This is a genomic window from Gemmobacter sp. LW-1 (genome assembly GCF_001303875.1).
GTDB classification, from domain to species: Bacteria; Pseudomonadota; Alphaproteobacteria; order Rhodobacterales; family Rhodobacteraceae; genus Gemmobacter; species Gemmobacter caeni.
In genome coordinates this window covers 1-19,280 of sequence record NZ_LJSC01000023.1, presented here as the reverse complement: position 1 = coordinate 19,280, position 19,280 = coordinate 1, and the positions used below count along the sequence as shown (strand labels likewise).

Below are 19,280 nucleotides of genomic sequence, written 5' to 3'. Positions count from 1 at the left end.
CGTGCGAAACACCGGAACGGGTCGCAGAGCCGGTCAGGGCTGCGCCATGGCCCATCGCAGCTCGGACAGCAGGGCGGCGCAGATCCGGTCTGTATCGGCCCGGACCAGAGCAGGGTCGCCAAGCTGCCGGGCCAGCCGCTGCTGGGTGGCGGCATAGGCCCCGGCCTCGGTCAGGGTCACCGGCCGGCGCGGGTCAAATACCGGAGCGACGGGGGGCGTGGCATAGAAATTCAGCCAGCCATCCGACCCTGCCAGCCGGTGCACGGCATGATCCGGTGCCGCGAAATACAGCGGCATCGCCCCCAGGGCGAAAGCATCGAAGATCTTTTCCGACACATAATCCCGTTGATGGGTATTCTCGAAAGCACCCAGATAGCGGCATTGCCGGTCAAGCTGCGCCAGCTTGTCGGCATGCCAGTCGGGCAGGGCCTGCCGGGGCGGCCCGGCCACCCAGCCCTTGCCAAGCCGCAGCACCCGGCCCCCGTCGCTGCCGCAGAGCTGGGCAAAGCGGGTGCGATACCAGGACAGCCCCCAGACATCCTGTTCGGCAAAGCCGATGCGATCCCGTTCGGCCAGCCGCTTTTCCCCCATGAAGGCGGCATCCAGCGGGGCGCTGCGGAAATGGGCCAGCCACTGGGCCACCGACAGACCGGCATTGCGGTCCAGCAGCGGCCGGTAATGCGCCAGATAGCGCGGGTCCGTCAGCAGGAAATAAGGGATATGCCCGGCGCGGAAGATCCCGGTCGTCTGATGGTTCAGCACGCGATAGGCCAGCGTCCCGCGCGGGGTTTGATACAGCTGGTCGCGGCGGAACGGATCCTCCGCCCAGCCGGTATCCCAGAACGGCTCTTCCGACAGAAGGACCAGCCGCAGATGCCGGTGCCGGGCCATGGTTTCGTAAAGATCGGTGCCGAACAGCTCCAGGTCCATGTGATGGCTGATCAGCAGCAGATCGGCCTCTTCCGCCCGGTCCACCAGCGCGAGTTCGGATGAAAGCCGGCGCCGGAAGGAGGCATAGGCAAGGGGATTACGGTTCTGGAAGCCACCGCAGGTCAGGATACGGATCATGCCGGGCGCTCTTCGGGATCAGGGGCCGGATCGTCGCCGGGTTCGGGCCAGCCCGGACGCAGGGCGTCATATTCGGCGATGCGGCACAGGCTGTCGATCCCCCGCCGCAGGGCGGCCAGTTCGGCCAGCCACTGTTGCAGATCCTGCAACCCGGTTTCCAGCTGTTCCAGACGCGCTTCGGTGGCGGTCTGGGTCCAGAGGGCGACAACCTCCAGCACCTGCCCCCGGCGCAGCGTATCGGCTTCGAGGGCGGCCTGCCGGTGGCCCTGTCCGGCCATGATCTGCTGCCAGAGCGGATCGGGACAGCGGGCCAGCCGTACAGAGAGCTGTTGCGCCACCTGCCAGCGGGTTTCGGCCGTCAGGCGCGGCGGCAGCTTTGCCAGCGCGCCGATCAGCCAGCCATGGGCCAGATCGGCTGGAAGCTCTTCGGTCAGGGCCTGATGCAGCGCCAGCAGCGTATCGGCATCGCAGGGCGCTTCCCCGGACAGAGGGGGGGGCAGGGCGGCGGGCTGTGGTCCGTGGACCAGCGGGGCCGCCTGCCAGCCCATAGGGGCGGCGCGGGCGCAGATCTGCAATTGCCAGCGCCATTCGGCGGCCGGGCCGCTTTCGGGCAGGCGCAGACCCTGTGCCAGCAGCCAGTCGCGCCGCAGCAGCAGCGGCGCGGGCGCGCGGGTCAGAAGCCAGTCGCGCCGGCGCTGCGTGTCCCCTTCCCCGTCGGGCAGGGCCTCCGGCGGCGGCGTGCCACCGGCCAGCAGGACCCCGGCGCCGCTTTCGGCCATCCGGTCGCGGGCGGTGTTCAGCGCCTCGGCCATGACAGGATCGGAGGCAGACAGCAGCAAGAGCGTTTCGCATGCTTCGGCTTCCGCCAGGGCGACATTGGCCTGTGCGCCCGGGCTGCCGGGCGGCGTGGCGCCAAAGCGCAGCACGGTCAGCACGGCCCCGGCGGGCAGGGCTTCGGGCTGTGCCACCCGGTCGAGGGTCTCGGTCAGATCCGGGTCGCTGCCGCTGTCGGTCACGATCAGATGGTCGCCTGGCCGCAGGGCGGCGCAGGCCGCTGCAAGGCCGGAGGCCAGATCCGCGGCCGCAGTGCCTTCGGTCAGCAGCACAAGACCCAGAATCATGCCGCCCTCCCCTGCATCCGGGCCAGCAGCCGGGCCGCCAGGCCGGGGGCCTCCAGTGCGATCAGCGTGAAACTGCCCCGGTCAAGGCTCTGGCGCAGATGATCCCGCGCCCGTTCGGCGAAGGGCTGCCGCAGTTCGGGGTTCAGCGTGCCGCCGATCCAGTCGAAGAGCCGCAGGCAGAACCCGGCGAAGGGCGCAAGGAAGGGGCGCCCCTCTTGCCGCAGGGCCGCCTGTACCGTCTCCAGCGCCTCGAAGACGGTGAAACGTTCGGCATCACGCTGGTTGGTCAGCCGGTTGCCCTCTTCCGATACCACATGTTCGCAGCCCCTGAGGGTGGACACCAGAATGCGCTCTGCCTTCAGAAAGCCCAGCCAGTGCAGCGCGATATCATTATGCACCATGATCTCGGTGCAGCGCAGGTCATGATCGCGCAGAAAGGCGGTGCGGTAGACCTTGTTCCAGGGATAGGCCGCGATCTGCACCATGACAGGGGCCAGCCCGGCGGGCAGCGGGCCTGGCTGGTCGGTCGCGCCGACACTGCGCCAGATGCGGCTGTCGTCGGGCATCGGGTCGTGATCCGGGCTTTCCCGGCTGTCGCGATGGCGGAACAGGCAGAAATCGAAATCCTGCCGGGCCATCGGGCCTTCCAGCGCATCCATCAGGTCGCGCATCGCGGGCAGGAACAGATCGTCGGAATCGAAGAACAGCAGATACGCGCCCTGCGCCCGCTCCAGCCCCAGATTGCGGGCATGGCCCGCCCCGCGGCGGCGGTCACTGCGCAGCCAGACCAGCCGGGTATCTTCGGCCACCGCCTGCGGCAGTCCGGGCATGTCCGGGCCGCAAGGCAGATCGGAGGCGTCGTCCACCACGATGATTTCGGACACCCAGCCCAGTTCCTGAGCCTGTATCAGCAAACGGATCAGGCCTTCGGGATCATTCCAGACCGGGATGACCAGAGACAGGCTCATACAATGAACAGCCGCAGATCCTGCAGGTCGATCCGGCTGGTTTCGGGACGGAAAAACAGCACCAGTTCGCGCCAGGGGGCGGTGCGCGGCAGTTCCGGGTCGGCTTCCATCAGCAGGGCATCCAGATGCAGGCTGGGCTGGCCATGGGTCAGCACCCGCTTGCGGAAGAAGTGATCCGAAAATCCGCCTTCGGCCAGGCCGGAACGCAGGCAGGGCTGGAAGGTGGTGGCATAGGGGCTGGCCGATTTGCAGACGAGGCCGAAGGTCTGCGCCCCGGTCAGATCCGCCGCGCCAAGCGCCACATGCAGCGAGAGCCATTGCCCGGGGCGGCTGGCGGTGAAACCCGCCTCCAGCAGCTGGCCGGGCTGGCTCTTGCCGGTCACCCGCATTTCGCTTTCGCCATCCCAGGTGAAGAAGATGCCGGGCACCAGCGCCTGACCGGGGGCCAGATCGCCCTCGAAGCTGAGCCCGCGCAGAACTGCAAGCGCATGATTGGCCTGCGCATCAGGTCCGAGATCAAGATTATCGGTCATTGAAATACTCCGTTTTATACGTACCGGGCATCAGCCGCGGTGCCGCCCCAGCATGAGGCTGACCCGGCGCAGCGGGGCGGTGACTTTCCAGGAATTCGAGGTGAGGATCGCGGCCGCTGAAGACCGCATCTCGGCAAGATCGTTCTCTCGCGCGATCAGTGTGGCATGCAGCGTGGCCAGATCTGCTGCCATCCGGTCGACATGGGCGCGGGTCTCTTCCAGCTGCTCGGCCTCGCGGTAGAGCCGGTCGCGCTCGCCATAGGCTTCGGAAAGTTCGGCCTCGGCCCGCGCCCGCGCCTCGGCCGCCATCCGTGCCTCGGCCAGCGCCTTGCTGACCGCACGGTCACTGTTGAGGGCCAGCTCGGCCAGTTCGCTCTGCTTGCCGTCCCGCTCCTGCGCAAGCGCATCCAGTGCCTCCTGCATCAAGCGGATATGGTTACGCAGAAGAACGGTTTCTTCCGTGGCTGGTTGATCGCGATCTGCGTCCCGCGCGGTGGCCTGTTTCTGAAGCTCTGCGATCTGCTTCTGGCCCTCTGCCAGCCGGGTTTGCAGGGTCTTGACCTCGACGTTTTTCTTGTCGCGCTCAGAGGTCAGCGCGGTGGCCTGTTTCTGAAGCTCCGCAATCTGCTTCTGGCGCTCCGCCACCTGGGTTTGCAGGGTCTGGGCTTCGGCAGAGTTGCGGTCGCGCTCGGCGGTCAGCGCGGTGGCCTGTTGCTGAAGCTGGGCGATCTGTTTCTGCTGGGCGTCAATCTTGCTGCGCAGGGTCTCGTTCTGCGCGGCCAGTTCCTTGTTCCGGGTTTCGGCTGCCTGGCTCTGGCGGCGGATCTCCGTCAGATCGGTCTCGCGGGCGCGCTGGTCAAGGCGCAGCTGATCGGTCAGAAGGCTCTGACGTTCGTGATCCTGCGACAGCCGGAGACCGGCGCCTTCCAGCCGGGCCGGATCGAAAGCCGGGCGAGGACAGAAAATGCTGCTTGCCTCAAGCTCCGAAAGCAGCGGGCGCAGCTGATCAAGCTGTGGCACGGCCAGCCAGGCCAGCAGGCGGGGCAGATCTTCCCCGGTGGTGCGGGCCGGGGCCGCGGGCAGGCCAGGACCGCCGCTCAGCCCCAGCCGGTCGTGAAGCTGCGCCCGGGTCTCGGGATCGTCCGATGCGAGAGCGGCTTCGGACAGCAGGACCAGCCGGCGGCGATTGCGGCGGAACAGGGCAAGCAGTGCGCCGGCCGTCTCCTGCCAGGTTTCCAGCACCGGACCGGGCGGCTGGCCCGAGGCCAGGGCCTCGGCCAGCATGTCCGAGGGATCGCGCCAGATCGCCGCGCAGGGTTTCCCCGCCTCCAGCGCCGCAGCAAGGGCGTCAAGGTCATAGCTGTGCAGTACCACGCCATGCTCCGGCGCCCCGGCCCCTTCGGGCAGCAGGTTCTGTTGCTGCGCTCCGCTCCAGACGAACAGGTTCAGGGGCGTCGGCTCCTGCGGTTTCCTGTCTTCATGCATCATGCAACCCTCGCTTCTGCCCGTGCAGGCGCGCGTAAATGAGGCGCCATGCCGGTATTCCTGTCCTGTCCGGAGGCTTGCGCCGCACCGGCTTATCCTTTCGCACCCTGCCCGCGGGCATAGACGTCCTCGTAGCGGATGATGTCATCCTCGCCAAGGTAGCTGCCGGTTTGCACCTCGATCAGCACCATGGGCAGTTTGCCGGGGTTTTCCAGCCGGTGCTGCGTGCCCAGCGGGATATAGACCGACTGGTTCTCGCTCACCAGACGGACCTCATCGCCGATGGTGATGCGGGCGGTGCCCTCCACCACGATCCAGTGTTCCGCCCGGTGGAAATGGCTTTGCAGGCTCAGCGCGCCGCCCGGCTTCACCACGATCCGCTTCACCTGAAAGCGCGGCCCGGTCGCCAGGCTTTCGAACCAGCCCCAGGGGCGGAAATCCTGCGGGAAGGTCTCGGCCTGGGCGATCCCCCGGGCCCTGAGCTGCGCCACCGCCAGTTTCACATCCTGCGCCCGGCTGCGATCCGCGACCAGAACCGCATCGGGCATGGCGATGGCCACGATATTGGTCAGGCCGATCCCGACCAGCTGCATCGTTCCGGCTTCGGCCCGCAGCAGGCTGTCGGTGCAGCCGATGGCCGTGGCGCCGCCATGGCAGACCACGCCTGTGGCATCTGGGCGGCCCTCGCGCCAGACGGCTTCCCAGCCGCCCAGATCCGACCAGGCCCCGCCATAGGGCACGACGCTGAGGTTCCGGGCCGTTTCCATCACCGCATAATCGATGGAGATATCGGGCAACGGCTCCCATGCCGCGGCATCCAGACGGGTGAAGGCCAGATCCTGCCTTGCGCCCTGAAGGGCGGCGCGGACCCCGGCCAGGATGTCGGGCGCATGGGCCTCGAAAGCGGCGATGAGGGTCGTGGTGGTGAACAGGAAGATCCCGGCATTCCACAGATAGCGCCCGTCGGCCAGCATGGCTTCGGCGGCGGCGGTGCCGGGTTTTTCGACAAAACGGATCAGGGGGCGGGGCAGGGGGGCCCAGTCGGTGACCGGGCCATCAAGCTCCATCCAGCCATAGCCGGTTTCCGCCCGGTCGGGACGGATACCAAAGGTGACGATCCGGCCTTCGGCCGCCGTCGGGGCTGCGGCCTGCACGGCGGCGCGGAACCGTGCGGCATCGGGCAGCACATGATCGGAAGGCGCCACCAGCATCAGCGCGCCGGGATCGCGCGCCTCGATATCCAGTGCGGCGGCCAGAATGGCGGGGGCGGTATTGCGGGCGGCAGGCTCGATCAGGACGGCAGCGGGGGCGGTTTCGATCGCGGCCAGCTGTTCCAGCACGATGAAGCGGAAATCCCCGCCGGTGACGATGACCGGTGCGGCGAAGCCGTCACCACCCAGCCGCCGGGCCGAGGCCTGGAACAGGCTTTCCTCGCCGGTGAGCCGGGCGAATTGCTTGGGGTGGCTCTTGCGCGACAGCGGCCAGAGCCGGGTGCCGGAGCCGCCACACAGCAGGACGGGATGAATGGTCTGGATCATGGTTGTCATCCCGGTCTTGCTCAGGTTCTGAGGCTGTCCCGGTGATCGCGAAACCACTTCCAGGTTCCGGTCACCCCCTCTTCCAGACCGATCTTCGCGCTCCAGCCCATATTTGCAAGCCGCTTGACATCCATCAGCTTGCGCGGTGTCCCGTCCGGCTGGCTGGTGTCGAAGCGGATCGCGCCGGTGAATCCGGTGATCCGCGCCACCAGCCGCGCGAGATCCGCGATCGGGATTTCGCGCCCCGAGCCGACATTGATATGGCTCAGCATCGGCTGCGTATGGGCCGCAAGGATGTCCCTCGGCAGGTCGAGCACGAAAAGCGCGGCTTCGGCCATGTCATCGACATGCAGGAATTCGCGCAACGGCGTGCCCGTGCCCCAGATGGTGACCTCCGGCGCCCCGGTTTCCGCTGCTTCGTCGAAGCGGCGGATCAGCGCGGGCAGGACATGGCTGTTCCGGGGGTGGAAATTGTCCCCCGGCCCGTAAAGGTTGGCGGGCATGACCGAGCGGTAATCGGTGCCATATTGCCGGTTGAAGCTTTCACAGAGCTTGATCGCGGCGATCTTGGCGATGGCATAGGGCTCGTTCGTGGGCTCCAGCGGCCCGGTCAGCAGCGCCTCTTCCGGGATCGGCTGCGGCGCTGCGCGCGGATAGATGCAGGATGAGCCGAGGTTGAGCAGCCGCGTGACCCCGGCCTCCTGCGCGCCCCGGATCACATTCAGCGCAATGGCAAGGTTCTCCGCGATGAACTCGGCCGGGCGGGTATTGTTGGCCTCGATCCCGCCGACCTTCGCCGCGGCAAGGATCACCACATCGGGTCGCTCGGCCTGAAGGAAGCCGGTTACGGCTGCCGCATCTGCCAGATCCAGCTCGGTCCGGCTGCGGGTGAGAAGCTCAATCGGCTCTCCGGCCCTCTGCCGCGCCTGCAGCCGGCGCAGGATGGCAGACCCGACCATGCCGCGATGACCGGCGAGGAAGATGCGGATGGGGCGGGTCATGGGGGACGCGGGCATTTCAATAGTCCCAGCGCACATTATTCCTGACGACCTTGGCGGGGACGCCGGCCAGAATGCAGTTGGGAGTTTCGAACATGCCGGTCACGATCGAACCGATCCCGACGATGCAGCCATCTGGAATGACGGCACCTTTCAGAATGCTGACCTGTTCGCCGATCCAGACGTGGTTGCCAATCCTGATGGGGGCAGGGGGATTGATCCTCTCTCCACTGGTGAGATCGAAGATCCTGTGCGCATCAGAGGGGCGAATGGAAATGCCATGCGAAAACAGGCATTGTTCGCCAATATGAACCTCTCCAGCCTCATGCACATGTATCCCGGCGCCATGGATGATTGTTCTGGCGCCAATCATGACTTTGGCACCGGATGACAGGAATATTTTGCCTGCCAGCTTGCAGTTGGGTCCGATGACGAGTTCAGCGCCCGATCCGGTGAACTGAAGGGTAAGGTTATCGATCTTGCATGAGGGATCGATTGCAATCCTGTTTTTCTCAAAAACATCAGGGGTAAGGTTCTTATGGACAAACATTGCACCGCTCTCCGTTTTTTTTGCTATGAGAGTGCTCTTATCCTGTGTGATCTGGATGTTTTTACTCTTCTCAGAGGGTGCGCTTTTCAGCAAGTCTCTGATGAACGGAGGATGATTCTTCTGAATATTGAAATCAATAATGGATTTCAGGTCGGCGCATTCTCCGTATAATTTGTAGAATGAACCAACCAGATCAGAGTTATCTACAGCCTTTCCGCGAACCTTGTAGCTTGGCTGATGGTAGGAAAGTGACAGGATTTCCGAGACGGTCGTTGGAACAGCAGAAATCACTTCTGACAGCATTTCTTGTGCTGGAAATGTCTTTATTCCATCATGCGGCAGATCAAGTTTTTGAATCAGGTCAAGAGTTGCTGACCAGAGGATACTGTTATCCGGATGGTTGAACGAATACATCGTTTGATGTTGTGGCAGTCTGTCAAGAATGCGGTCCATGACGGTTATGTCCAGCCCATATTCCCTCTGCCTGCTTTCTTCCACGCAGGAGGTGAAGTAGTCCCGCACCGGAAAATCGTATTTTTCCAGGTTCCTGATGCATTCTGCCTCTGACTTTCCTTTCAGGAATTCAGCAAGGATGCGTATATCGTGGTAGTCACCGAGCCGACCGCGAAGCGTCCCCCCTTCGGGCTTGCGAAGATAGAAGAGTTGCGGAAGCGTTCCTGAAAAATATATGGAGGGGAATGATACCAACTTCACTCCGATCCGATTTTTCAGACTCTCCGTCGACAGCTCACCGAATACATTAGACAGTGGTTGATGTATTACAAAATCAGCGTTCTCTAGATCCCGGGCCCATTTTCCGAGATCAGACTTTCCGATCGTATGAACCGGGGGGACTTCCATGATATTTACAGCGCTGGATGCGGCGGAGAGAAGGCGGCCGATCGGGCGCGCCTGACAATTCGCAATGACTGCAATCTTCACGATGTACTTCTTTCCCCGTCAAATGCATTCCAATCCGCCGCCACCATCTCGGCGCACATCTCGCGGGCGGTGATCTCCGGTATCCAGCCCAGCCTTTCCCGTGCCCTGGTCGCGTCCCCCAGCAGCGTCTCCACCTCGGCGGGGCGGAAATAGCGCGGGTCGATGCGCAGGATCACGTCGCCGGGTTTCAGCGCCGTGGCGCGGGCGCCGGTCACTGCGGTGACAATGGCGTGTTCTTCGGTGCCGCTACCTTCGAAGGTCAGTGTGATGCCCAGTTCCGCCGCCGTCCAGGTCACGAAATCGCGCACCGAATGCTGCACCCCGGTGGCGATGACATAATCGTCGGGCCGGTCCTGTTGCAGCATCATCCACATGGCGCGGACATAATCCTTCGCGTGGCCCCAGTCGCGCCGGGCGTCGAGATTGCCGAGATAGAGACAGGGGTCCAGCCCCGCTGCCACCCGGCACAGGCCCCGGGTGATCTTGCGTGTCACGAAGGTTTCGCCCCGGCGCGGGCTTTCATGGTTGAACAGGATGCCCGCGCAGGCGAACAGGCCATAGGCCTCGCGGTAATTCACCGTGATCCAGTGGGCGTAAAGTTTGGCCACCCCGTAGGGCGAGCGCGGGTGGAACGGCGTCCGTTCCGTCTGCGGGCTTTCCGCGACCAGCCCGTACAGTTCGGAGGTCGAGGCCTGATAGAACCGGGTCCGGCTCTCGAGCTTCAGGAAACGGATCGCCTCCAGCAGCCGCAGCGTGCCCAGCCCGTCCACCTCGGCGGTATATTCCGGGGTTTCGAAGCTGACGCCGACATGGCTTTGCGCCCCGAGATTGTAGATCTCGTCCGGCTCCAGTTCGGCAATCAGCCGGGTCAGGCTCAGCGCATCGGTCAGATCGCCATAGTGCAGCCGGAACCGGCCGTCACCCAGATGCGGGTCCTGATAGAGGTGATCCACCCGCTGCGTGTTGAAGGACGAGGCCCGCCGCTTCAGCCCGTGCACCTCATAGCCCTTGCCCAGCAGAAGCTCTGCCAGATACGACCCGTCCTGCCCGGTGATCCCGGTGATGAGCGCGCGGCGGGTCATGCCGCCGGTATGGCTGCTGAGGGGAGGGTGCGCGGGCCGGATCTGGGGCGGACGCCCTGCGCATGTGCCAGGGTTTTCCGATAATGGGCGACGAGCGTATTGTCTTCGCCAAGCGCGGCTGTCGCTTCCGCCATGGTTTTGGCCAGGGGTGTGCCATCGCCGAGCTGTTCCAGCGTGACGACCGGATCCAGCAGAAGGGCGGCCGCACAGGCCTGAAGCAGCTGTGCATGGCGCGCCGTGTAGTCCGGGTCAGCTACCAGGCGATCCAGCAGGCTGCCATTCGCGTGGGGGAGGCTGCTTTCAGGAACAGATGCGGGAACCGCTGCGGAGGAAAGCCGGAGGGCACGCGGACGGACGAAATCCTGTGCTCCAGTCTTGAATGCAAACCTGTCCGGCGGATTGGAAACGACTTCGGCGATGGCAGCGGCCGCCAGTTCCGAAGGATCCCGGCTGTCTGCCGTATTGCAATGGAAATGCAGGAACAGGGCCGCGCGGTCACGAACGCTGCCCCCGTTGTCCACGAAGTCCATTTCCCGCTGCAAGGCCGCCTTCAGGCTTTCGACATCATGGGACATGCTGTAGGCCCCGAGAGGCTGGCCGAATTTGGGAACGCGTTCGTTGATCGGATTGTGATAGATCACAGGCCGGCCCATCGCCAGAGCTTCCAGCATGGTGGTGCTGAAGCGGCTGATCAGCAGGCTGCCTTCCGCGAGCATGTCGTAGACGCTTTCCTTCCCGACATTATAGGCGGAAAGGTCCGCCTTGTCGGCGGGATGCTGGGTGATGATGTAGTCGAGACCCATTTCCTGACAGGCGCGAACGGCGCTTTCCACATAGCTGTCACGGCGGTCTTCAAGCACACCATAGGTGAAATTCACATTGATGATGGCCCGACGCCGGGTGGGGGGCGCATAGGGCTTGGCCAGCCAGCTCCGCACGTTGGGCAGGCCGACGATGCGGCATTCGCGGTCACGATAGAAGCCCTGCTGGTAGATTCCGGGCAGCAACAGATAGTCCACGCTGCGATAAGGCATACGGGGGGATATCCGGTCGAGATTCCAGTCGTCGTTGATACCTTCATAGAAACCGAACGTCGGTACGCCAAATCCGAAGTTTTCGAAGATCAGCCTCTTTGTATAGGTCAGATCGTTCATGAAGATGAAGGCAGCGGCATCTGTAGCAAAGGGCAGGGTTTCACCCACATTGAAGGGGCGGAGGTTTACGTCAGCGTAAAGTGGCAATTCCTCATCGGGCAAGGGCCGGTTAGAGGAGAATGTCGTCGAGCGAGAGGCATCGACAATGATGCTGTCAATTCCGCGGGCCTTCAATTCTCGTGCAATCGGAGCTGCACTCCGGATATGATAATTGACTTCACAAAAAAATATGACCTTATCCATGAACTCATCACGGAAGTCTTTGGGCCAAGGATTATACCGGAAATTTTCCGGATTTTTCTGAGTTGCAGCTCCTGCGGCGGAGGCCGGAGGCTGCGCTGCTGTCTGAAGTATTTTTTCACCCAGCCCCGCATCGAGCTTTTCAAGCAGGTGGCCCGATCTCAGCCCGTCAACGAACAGTTGTGCGAGGCGGTCTTTTTCCTCAGGGGTATTGCTGCTGTCACGCAGGCGCTGTGCTTGCAGCATCAACCATCCCGAAGACTTTTTTAAAAATGCGTCTTGATCGCCTTTTGTTGCGGTTCCTGCAATCAGGCCGTAGACATCGGCGATTGCAGCGACCGAGTCACGCAACTTCTTCTCGTTGACGGAGTTTACAGTCGAGCTGTCACGTTCGATATAGTAATACAGGGCTTCTTTTGTGATGGCATGCGAAGTCGCATTCAGGAAAACCCTGATATTGAAGTCGATATCTTCGAAATAGACGCCTTCGCGAAATCGGATGCCATGATTATCAAGCATCTGGCGCAGGATTAACATGCCGAAGGGCCACCAGCCGACAGTGTTTTCAAGGGCTGCAAGGCTCAGCGTTGTTTTTACATGGCGGTTGCTGACGGTACGTTTATGCGGCTTGTCATAGCGCGTTTTGATGTGCTGACATACAGCGACATCGGCGTTTCCGATTACATTCAACATGACTTCCAGCGTATCAACGCGCAGAAAGTCGTCTGAATCCAGGAAAAATACATAACGCCCACGGGCCGCATCCAGCCCGGTATTGCGTGCCGCACCCTGCTTTCTGTTTTTCACATGCCGTATGATGCGCAAGTTGGCGATCCGGCCTTCGTACTTGCGCAGTACTTGCAGGGTGTCGTCTGTAGAACAGTCATCAATGCAGATGACCTCAAAACGCGCCTGGGGCAACGTCTGATGTATGAGTGACTCAAGACATGGATGCAGAAATGCCGCGCTGTCGAAGCATGGTATGATTACAGAAACTGCAAGCTCTGCGTCCCTGTCCAGTCTTACAGCCTCTGCAATGTCCATGCTGAGATTAATGAGAGGCGTTTTGAGCATGTCGGCAGCGAGAGACATCAGCTATTTTGCCTTGCTTGGAGCTAAAGGTGCCCGCGCATCCTCCTAGCGGAAGCACGGGCAGACCTTTTAAGTGTTCAGGAAACCCGCCAGCCGGTCGATGGCGGTGTGGCTGGCACGGATGACGCCGTCGATGGTGTTCGAGCCGTTATGGGTGCCGAAGATGCAGCGTTCCATGCTGCGGAGCGGGCTGTCCATCGGCAGGGGTTCCACCTCGAAGACATCCAGCGCGGCGGAATGCACATGGCCCGATTGCAGGGCGGCCACCAGTGCCGCCTCGTCGATCAGCGGGCCGCGGGCCACGTTGACGATGCGGATGCCCGGCTTGCAGCGCGCCAGGACACCGGCGTCCAGCATGTGGAAATTGTGCTTGTTCAGCGCGCAGGTGAAGACGAGGAAGTCCAGATCCTCCACGGCTTCCGGCCAGGCCGCACGTTCGAGGCCGGGGATACCGGCATCGCCCTCGACGCCCGGATCATAGGCCACGACCTTCAGACCCAGCGCCTGCAGCCGTGTCACCGCATTGCGCCCGATGTCGCCCAGACCCACCACCCCGGCGCGCCGGCCCGGCAGGCTGATGCCCGCGGGTTTCGGCCAGTTGCCGGCCCGGACCCCGCGGTCGATCAGGAACAGTTCGCGCGCCAGCCCGATGACGAAGGCGGTGGCGACATCGGCCACCTCGGCGCCGAACATCATCGGCGTGTTGATGATCGGAATGCCCAGATCCTTGCAGGCCGCGAAGTCGACATTGTCGACGCCGATGCCCCATTTCACCGCCGCGGTCAGCCGCCCGGCCTTCGCGGTCTCAAAGACCGACCGGGTGGCCGGGTCGTCGCCGATGATCCAGCCGTCATATTGCGGCAAGAGCGCCTTCAGCTCGTCTTCGGACAGGGTCTGGGTGACCTTGGCGGGATGCAGCTTCAGGCCGCGTTCGGCGGCATAATCCATGAAACGGCCGATCTGGCCCAGCATCGGCGGACAGGTGACGAGAACGTCTTTCATTGCAGTTCCTCAGCGGGCAGGGGCGTTTTCCGGGGCGCGGATGGCGGCAACCGCCTCGGCCAGGGCCCAGTCTTCGGGGGTATCAATATCCACGGCTTCCATCTTTTCCATGACATGCAGCAGCGGCTTCTTGCCGATCCGTGCCTTCGTGCGGGCGAAACTGTCGGCGGTGAAGATGTAGAGGTTCGAGTTCTCCTCGAACCAGGGCTCCAGATCCTGGGTCTGGATCAGGTTGTCAGGATCGTGGTTCACCGCGCTGCCGTCGGCCCGGTAGAAGCGCGTCTGGATCTTGTTCACGGTGAACAGCGAATCCGCCGTGCCCGCCGCCACACCGGCCTGGTACTGCGCCAGCGCAGCCCGGATCGTTGTCGCGCTCAGCATCGGATTGGTGGTGTGGGTCATCAGATAGGTGTCTGCCGGCACGGCCGCGATGTCATCGGCAAGGATGAGGTTCATCGAGACAGTATCGCCGCAAAGCTCGGGCTTGCGGTCGCGGATGCGCACACGGTCGCTTTCCACCAGACCATTCTCCGCCAGGATATGGCGGGCGTCGGTGTTGATGACCACTTCGTCGATCTCTTCGATGGCCAGCAGCGAGTCGAGGATCCAGCGGAACAGCGGCTTGCCGTGGAGGGGGCGGAAGTTCTTGCCCTTAACCCTCTGGCTGTTGGCTTTCATGGGGAGGAGTGCGACGCAGCGGCCTGAGCCAGTCATCTTGTGCGGCCTTTTCATTGACTTGGGGGTAGAAGAACCGCTCTTTCGCGCGCTGCGACAGGCGGCGGTGTTCATGGTTGCCCTTGAAAGAGCCGACATACTGGTTCCAGCGGTAGCGCAGCATGTCGGTCTTCGAGGTCGATTGCACGCCATGTTTGCGCGCGGCCTGCCAGTCGCCGCGCACGCTCGACAGGAGGCAGCGCATCACATCGACCCGTGACAGATGCACCTCGGGCATGATCGAGCGCAGCGCCAGGGCCTCGCGCTCGAAGCGCCGCCGCACCTGAGCCCAGCTTTCCTGATGGTGATGGAAAACCGGGGCTTCGGCGACATAGGCGATCTTCTCGCCCGCCTGCACCAGCCGCTTGGCCAGTTCCATGTCTTCAAGCCCGGTCAGGTCCTCGTCGAAGGGATGCGCCTCCCAGGCGCTGCGCAACAGGGCGGAATTCGCATTGTTGCAGAAGAACCCTTCCTGCGGGATGGCCGAGGTTTCGGGGAAATACTTGGCGAAGATGCGCCGTTCGCTGTAATTGCTGTCGTCATCCCCGATCTGGCGGCCATAGCTGTAGGCGGCACGGCCGTCGATCAGAGGCTGGCACAGGGCCTGCAGCCAGTGAGCATCCACCGGGATGCAATGCCCCGAGATATAGACGAGGATGTCGCCGGTGGCGAAGCAGGACCCGCGGTTCAGCGAGCGGCCGAAGGAAAATTCATTCTTGCGGATATGGGTCACGCGGGCGCCGTGACGGGCGGCGATTTCCAGCGTGCCATCGGTCGAACCGGAATCAATCAGAACGGTCTCCACCTCGATTCCCGGAGTTTCCTGCCGGGCAATCATCAGCAGAAGATCCTCGAGGTAGCGTCCTTCATTGAGGGTACGGATTACTATACTTGCACGCATGGTAACTCCTCCTCAGGCAGTTTGGCCTTGGTAAAGTACAGGGCGTTTATGACGGCGTTTCAAAACTTGTCGGGGCTATAGTCACTGAAAAGTATCATGTCCAGACTTCGCGGGCATCGCCAGAATTTTGGGCGGATCTGCGCCCGGATGCCGCAGATCGCCCCTTTTGCAGGCTGATTTGCAGGCAAACTACCTGAAAATCAGCCGATGGTCGATCTTTTCGAAGACCTGGCAGGCGCCGTCCACGGTGGCGTCGAGGATGCGCCGCCCCGTGGATTCGAAAACCTGACGGGCCACGGCATAGGAGGCCTCGGAGCGGGCCAGATCCGGGTTGTCCCAGGTCTGGCCGGCGAAATAGTCCGGGCTGAAATGATTGGGGTCGGGTCCGGCCATGACCCGCGCCTCGTGCGGTGCTCCCTCGAAGGTGAAGCGGTGATCCATGCCGATGATCACCACCTCGGAAAAGCCCATCCACCAGGCCACCTGAAGGGCGGCATGGGTGACGGTTCCGCCTTCACGGAACCCCTGGGTCAGGTCACGGGAGAAGACCACGGGCGGGTCGAGCACGGGCACATGATGGGTGAAGGCATCTTCCGGCAGATGCGCCGCCGCACGGGCGCCGATGAACCTGATGGCGCTCATGGCTGCCAGTTCGGCCCGGGCCTGTTCCACCACCCGGGGGTTCACGGCGACAAGGTAGCGCGGGTAGAAGCCGAAGCGGTCGAGGCCGAGATGGATCTTGTTCAGCCCGATCACGATTTCGTGTCGCAGGAAGCCCAGATCCATCGCGTTGAGCGACGGGCCGTTGCACACGATAACGACCCTTTCGTCGCGATGCAGGTCACGGAACCGGGCAAGGCGGGAGGTGGTCATCCTGCAACACTCCCCGAGCAGTCTCGCCGGAGCATGGCCAGGGGACGGGCCGAGCCGCCCGCCCGCGCGGTCATCGGTCCTGTCCTGACGATGCGAGGTATCCGTTCGTGATCAACCAGGCCTCGTGCTCGCGCTCGATGGCATGCACGGTGGGGGGATCGAGGCTGTCCATATAGCTCAGCTTGCGCTCGGGATCGGTAATGTGGGTCGGGGTGAGCAGCGTTGTCTGATAATCATCGACTGGCAATGCCGACACCTGCTGCGTCACCTGGGCCGCGAACCTTGTATCGATTCCCAGCCGCCCGAATACCTCGGAAGTCACTTCCACGGGGTTGGACATATAGCGTTCGTAGATGAATTGATAGTCGCTGAGCGGCGCCCAGATTTCATGTAGCATACGGTTGTATTTGGCGTATTCGAGCGGTGAGCCGAGCCGCTTCATGAGGCCGAAATTACGCCGGGACGCCGAGGCCACGGTATCACGCAAGTCCCGGCGGGTAGTCAGAATGATGGAGGCGATCTGGCGCACGTCATCCCGCATCTCGTGGGTCTTCACGATTGTGGGCCGGACGGAATGGTTCGCCCTCGAGACGATATCACCGATCTCGGAATAGCCGACAAGTGGTTCGCTGCCCATCGCGGCAAAGCCGAGGCGGACGGTATTAAAGAGGGCGGTGGAACCGGAGTGGCGCATGCCTGCAATGACGACGACCGGGGGGGCGTCTGCCATCCCCGTCATTCCGGCTCTGTCCCGCCCTGTGTTCTTCAGCCGCCCGAACTGCCGCAGGCTGTCCCGTGCCCCTGGCGGCAATGCCAGCGGCCCCTCAAGCGCATCGGCAACCAGTGTCGCCAGCGCCATCCCGCCATTGCCCAGCGTCAGCAGCACCTCGGCGGCCAGCAGGCGCAGCGGGCGGTCGCCGGGACGGATCCGCAACTCGGCTTCGGCCAGCAGGCCGAGGCCATGGATCGCTTCGCCGGCTGCGGTGTAATGGGCGGCACAGCTGATCAGGAGCAGCGCGCCATCCGCAGGCGAGAGCCCCGCCAGCAGCGCATCAAGCCTTTCATAGAACCCGTCCGGGTGGCCGAGACAATCCTCGACCATTGCGACGACCTGCGCGGCATCCAGCCGCCGGGCGGGGGCGGGCAAGGGCGTGGCTTCGGCCAGCCGGTCGATCCGGGGCAGCAGCGCCGACAGGCGCGCCATCGGTCGTCCCGGCTGCGGCTCCGGCAGGGTGCCGCGTGTGCGGCCGTCACTGGTCCCGTATCCGGCCGGGATGGTACGGGTCCGGGGCGGCAGGTCCAGCCGGTCGGGCGCATAACCGAGCAAGGTGCAGAGCTCGACATAAGCGGGGCTGTCGAGGGGTTCCTCCGTGGCGGGGGCGCCGGCGGCATCCAGAAGCACCGGCCCGCCCGCAGGCAGGCCCGGCCAGAAGTCGCCGGTGTCGAGCGTGGAGACTTCGTCTTGCAGCCCGGACCAGAGCTCTGGCGACAGCGGCAGCGCGAGGCTTCCCGCAAGCCGGTGCAGGGCATCGGCCGGATTGGCCTGCACATCGGCCTCGGTGATCACCGGCAGGCCGGCGTGGTCATGCAGGAAGGCCAGCTGGCGCCCGGCATAATCCTCCAGCCGCGCGGGATGGTAGCCGGCCTCGCCGCGGTGGCGCATTTCCATCCAGCTTTGCAGCGGATGGCGGGCAAGTATGACCGCGGCGACCGGCTGCCGGTCCCGCAGAGAGGACAGCAGGCTGTGGCCGGGATCGGCAGGGAGCCGGTCATATCCGGCGCGGCTGTCGAGACCGAGTACAAGGGATCTGCCGCGTGCGCGGCAGCTTGCGTCCAGTGTCCCGATGGCCGCCGCTGCCGCCCTGTTCCATTCTGCCGGACCGAGCGCCGGTTCCGGGTCGGACAGGGCAAACGGCGGTGACAGAGACGCGAGGGGGGGGCTGGCCAGGGCAGGCAGCAGATGCAGGTTGGGCAGCATGTCCAGAAGGGCCATGCCGGCATGGCGCGCGGGGTCGTCAAACCCCAGAACCAGCCGGATCGGCGCAGCCCCCCCGGAAGCGGCCAGCAGCGCCTCGCAGCGGTCGAGCAGGCTGGGCAGTGGCGGTGCGAGGGCGCGGCGCGTGTCTGCCGGGGCGGGATAGCGGGGCTCCAGCAGGGCCAGTGCCTCGTCAATCATCCGCGCCAGCCCTTCGGCGGGCAGGCCGGGGCCTGTACTCGGGCCTGTATTCGGGCGTGCGGAGGGGCGGGCGGTGGGGCGCTTCTTGCTCATCGCCGGGTCTCAGGCTCCTGCCTTCTTGCGGCGTTTGCCGGGGGTCGCTGGCAAAGCGGGGGATTGTTCCGGCGCTTCCATCAGCGAGAGCGCCTGCAACTGTTGCGAGGCCTCGCGCAGGCGCGGTGTCAGCTGCTGCAACAACTCCTCATATTCGGCCTTGCTGGCCAGCGCCGTCTGATGGCGGGTTTGCAGGTCGCGCAGATCGCCCTGAAGCCGGGCCTGCATCCGCAACGCCAGCCCGAGATCCGTCCGGGCCTGCCGCAGGTCAAGCCGCAGGCGCTCGGCTTCCTCGGCCTGAAGGGCGGCCTGCGCGCGCAGTTGCGCAACCGCCTTGTCGAGCGTGGCGATCCGGTCGGTGGCGGTCTTGAGCCTGGTCTCGGTCTCTGTGAGGGCGGCGGCTTTGGCCTCGGCGCCGGACTTCACCTCGGCCAGCGCCTTGTCGAGGGCTGCAACCCGGTCTGTCGCGGTCTTGAGCCTGGTCTCGGTCTCTGTGAGGGCGGCGGCTTTGGCCTCGGCGCCGGACTTCACCTCGGCCAGCGCCTTGTCGAGGGCTGCAACCCGGTCTGTCGCGGTCTTGAGCCTGGTCTCGGTTTCGGTGAGGGCGGCGGCCTTGGTCTCGGCACCGGACTTCACCTCGGCCAGCGCCTTGTCGAGGGCTGCAATCCGGTCGGTTGCGGTCTTGAGCCTGGTCTCGGTTTCGGTGAGGGCGGCGGCCTTGGTCTCGGCGCCGGACTTCACCTCGGCCAG

15 protein-coding genes and 1 pseudogene are annotated in these 19,280 nt (G+C 64.0%); all 16 read right to left on the bottom strand.

Features of this window, described 5'->3' with window-relative positions; all coding sequences use genetic code 11:
• Positions 1–33: 33 nt before the first annotated feature.
• On the bottom strand, positions 34–1,068 hold the full coding sequence (locus AO684_RS03365; RefSeq protein WP_054301335.1) for a glycosyltransferase family 10 domain-containing protein: 1,035 nt from the start codon (positions 1,066–1,068) through the stop codon (positions 34–36).
• Positions 1,065–2,189 carry a hypothetical protein gene (locus AO684_RS03360; RefSeq protein WP_054301334.1) on the bottom strand — a complete coding sequence of 375 codons (1,125 nt, stop codon included), beginning with the start codon at positions 2,187–2,189 and terminating at the stop codon, positions 1,065–1,067. Before AO684_RS03360 ends, AO684_RS03365 begins: the two co-directional genes overlap by 4 nt.
• Positions 2,186–3,157, bottom strand: coding sequence for a glycosyltransferase (locus AO684_RS03355; protein WP_054301333.1), 972 nt, complete (start codon positions 3,155–3,157; stop codon positions 2,186–2,188). Before AO684_RS03355 ends, AO684_RS03360 begins: the two co-directional genes overlap by 4 nt.
• Entirely contained in the window at positions 3,154–3,690 is a 537-nt protein-coding gene (locus AO684_RS21745; protein WP_054301332.1) for a hypothetical protein, read from the bottom strand. The genes AO684_RS03355 and AO684_RS21745 overlap by 4 nt, the downstream gene beginning before the upstream one ends.
• A gap of 30 nt (positions 3,691–3,720) precedes the next feature.
• A complete protein-coding gene (locus AO684_RS03345; RefSeq protein ID WP_054301331.1) occupies positions 3,721–5,178 on the bottom strand; it encodes a hypothetical protein in 1,458 nt (485 codons plus the stop codon).
• 89 nt (positions 5,179–5,267) lie between these two features.
• Complete coding sequence (locus AO684_RS03340; RefSeq protein WP_152968334.1) at positions 5,268–6,713, bottom strand: mannose-1-phosphate guanylyltransferase/mannose-6-phosphate isomerase; 1,446 nt, start codon at positions 6,711–6,713, stop codon at positions 5,268–5,270.
• Positions 6,714–6,733: 20 nt separating this feature from the next.
• Positions 6,734–7,714, bottom strand: a complete 981-nt coding sequence (locus AO684_RS03335; RefSeq protein ID WP_054301339.1) for a GDP-L-fucose synthase — start codon at positions 7,712–7,714, stop codon at positions 6,734–6,736.
• A 16-nt stretch (positions 7,715–7,730) separates the two neighbouring features.
• Entirely contained in the window at positions 7,731–9,203 is a 1,473-nt protein-coding gene (locus AO684_RS21505) for a WcbI family polysaccharide biosynthesis putative acetyltransferase (RefSeq protein ID WP_152968333.1), read from the bottom strand.
• The gene (gene gmd, locus AO684_RS03325; protein WP_054301328.1) at positions 9,200–10,285 is read right to left on the bottom strand and encodes a GDP-mannose 4,6-dehydratase; all 1,086 of its coding nucleotides are present in this window, start codon (positions 10,283–10,285) and stop codon (positions 9,200–9,202) included. The genes AO684_RS21505 and gmd overlap by 4 nt, the downstream gene beginning before the upstream one ends.
• Entirely contained in the window at positions 10,282–12,771 is a 2,490-nt protein-coding gene (locus tag AO684_RS03320) for a glycosyltransferase family 2 protein (RefSeq protein WP_082400697.1), read from the bottom strand. The genes gmd and AO684_RS03320 overlap by 4 nt, the downstream gene beginning before the upstream one ends.
• Positions 12,772–12,840: 69 nt before the next feature.
• Positions 12,841–13,773 (bottom strand): phosphoglycerate dehydrogenase, encoded by a 933-nt coding sequence (locus tag AO684_RS03315; protein ID WP_054301326.1) that lies wholly within the window; start codon positions 13,771–13,773, stop codon positions 12,841–12,843.
• A 9-nt stretch (positions 13,774–13,782) separates the two neighbouring features.
• Complete coding sequence (locus tag AO684_RS03310) at positions 13,783–14,451, bottom strand: cytidylyltransferase domain-containing protein (protein ID WP_054301325.1); 669 nt, start codon at positions 14,449–14,451, stop codon at positions 13,783–13,785.
• Positions 14,426–15,388, bottom strand: a complete 963-nt coding sequence (locus AO684_RS03305; protein WP_054301324.1) for a glycosyltransferase family 2 protein — start codon at positions 15,386–15,388, stop codon at positions 14,426–14,428. The genes AO684_RS03310 and AO684_RS03305 overlap by 26 nt, the downstream gene beginning before the upstream one ends.
• A 189-nt stretch (positions 15,389–15,577) precedes the next feature.
• Positions 15,578–16,261: a 6-hydroxymethylpterin diphosphokinase MptE-like protein gene (locus tag AO684_RS03300; RefSeq protein WP_054301323.1), complete on the bottom strand. Its 684-nt coding sequence runs from the start codon at positions 16,259–16,261 to the stop codon at positions 15,578–15,580.
• A gap of 70 nt (positions 16,262–16,331) precedes the next feature.
• The gene (locus AO684_RS03295) at positions 16,332–18,530 is read right to left on the bottom strand and encodes a hypothetical protein (protein ID WP_054301322.1); all 2,199 of its coding nucleotides are present in this window, start codon (positions 18,528–18,530) and stop codon (positions 16,332–16,334) included.
• Positions 18,531–18,539: 9 nt separating this feature from the next.
• A pseudogene (locus AO684_RS21740) lies at positions 18,540–19,280 on the bottom strand (hypothetical protein); the annotation flags it as partial.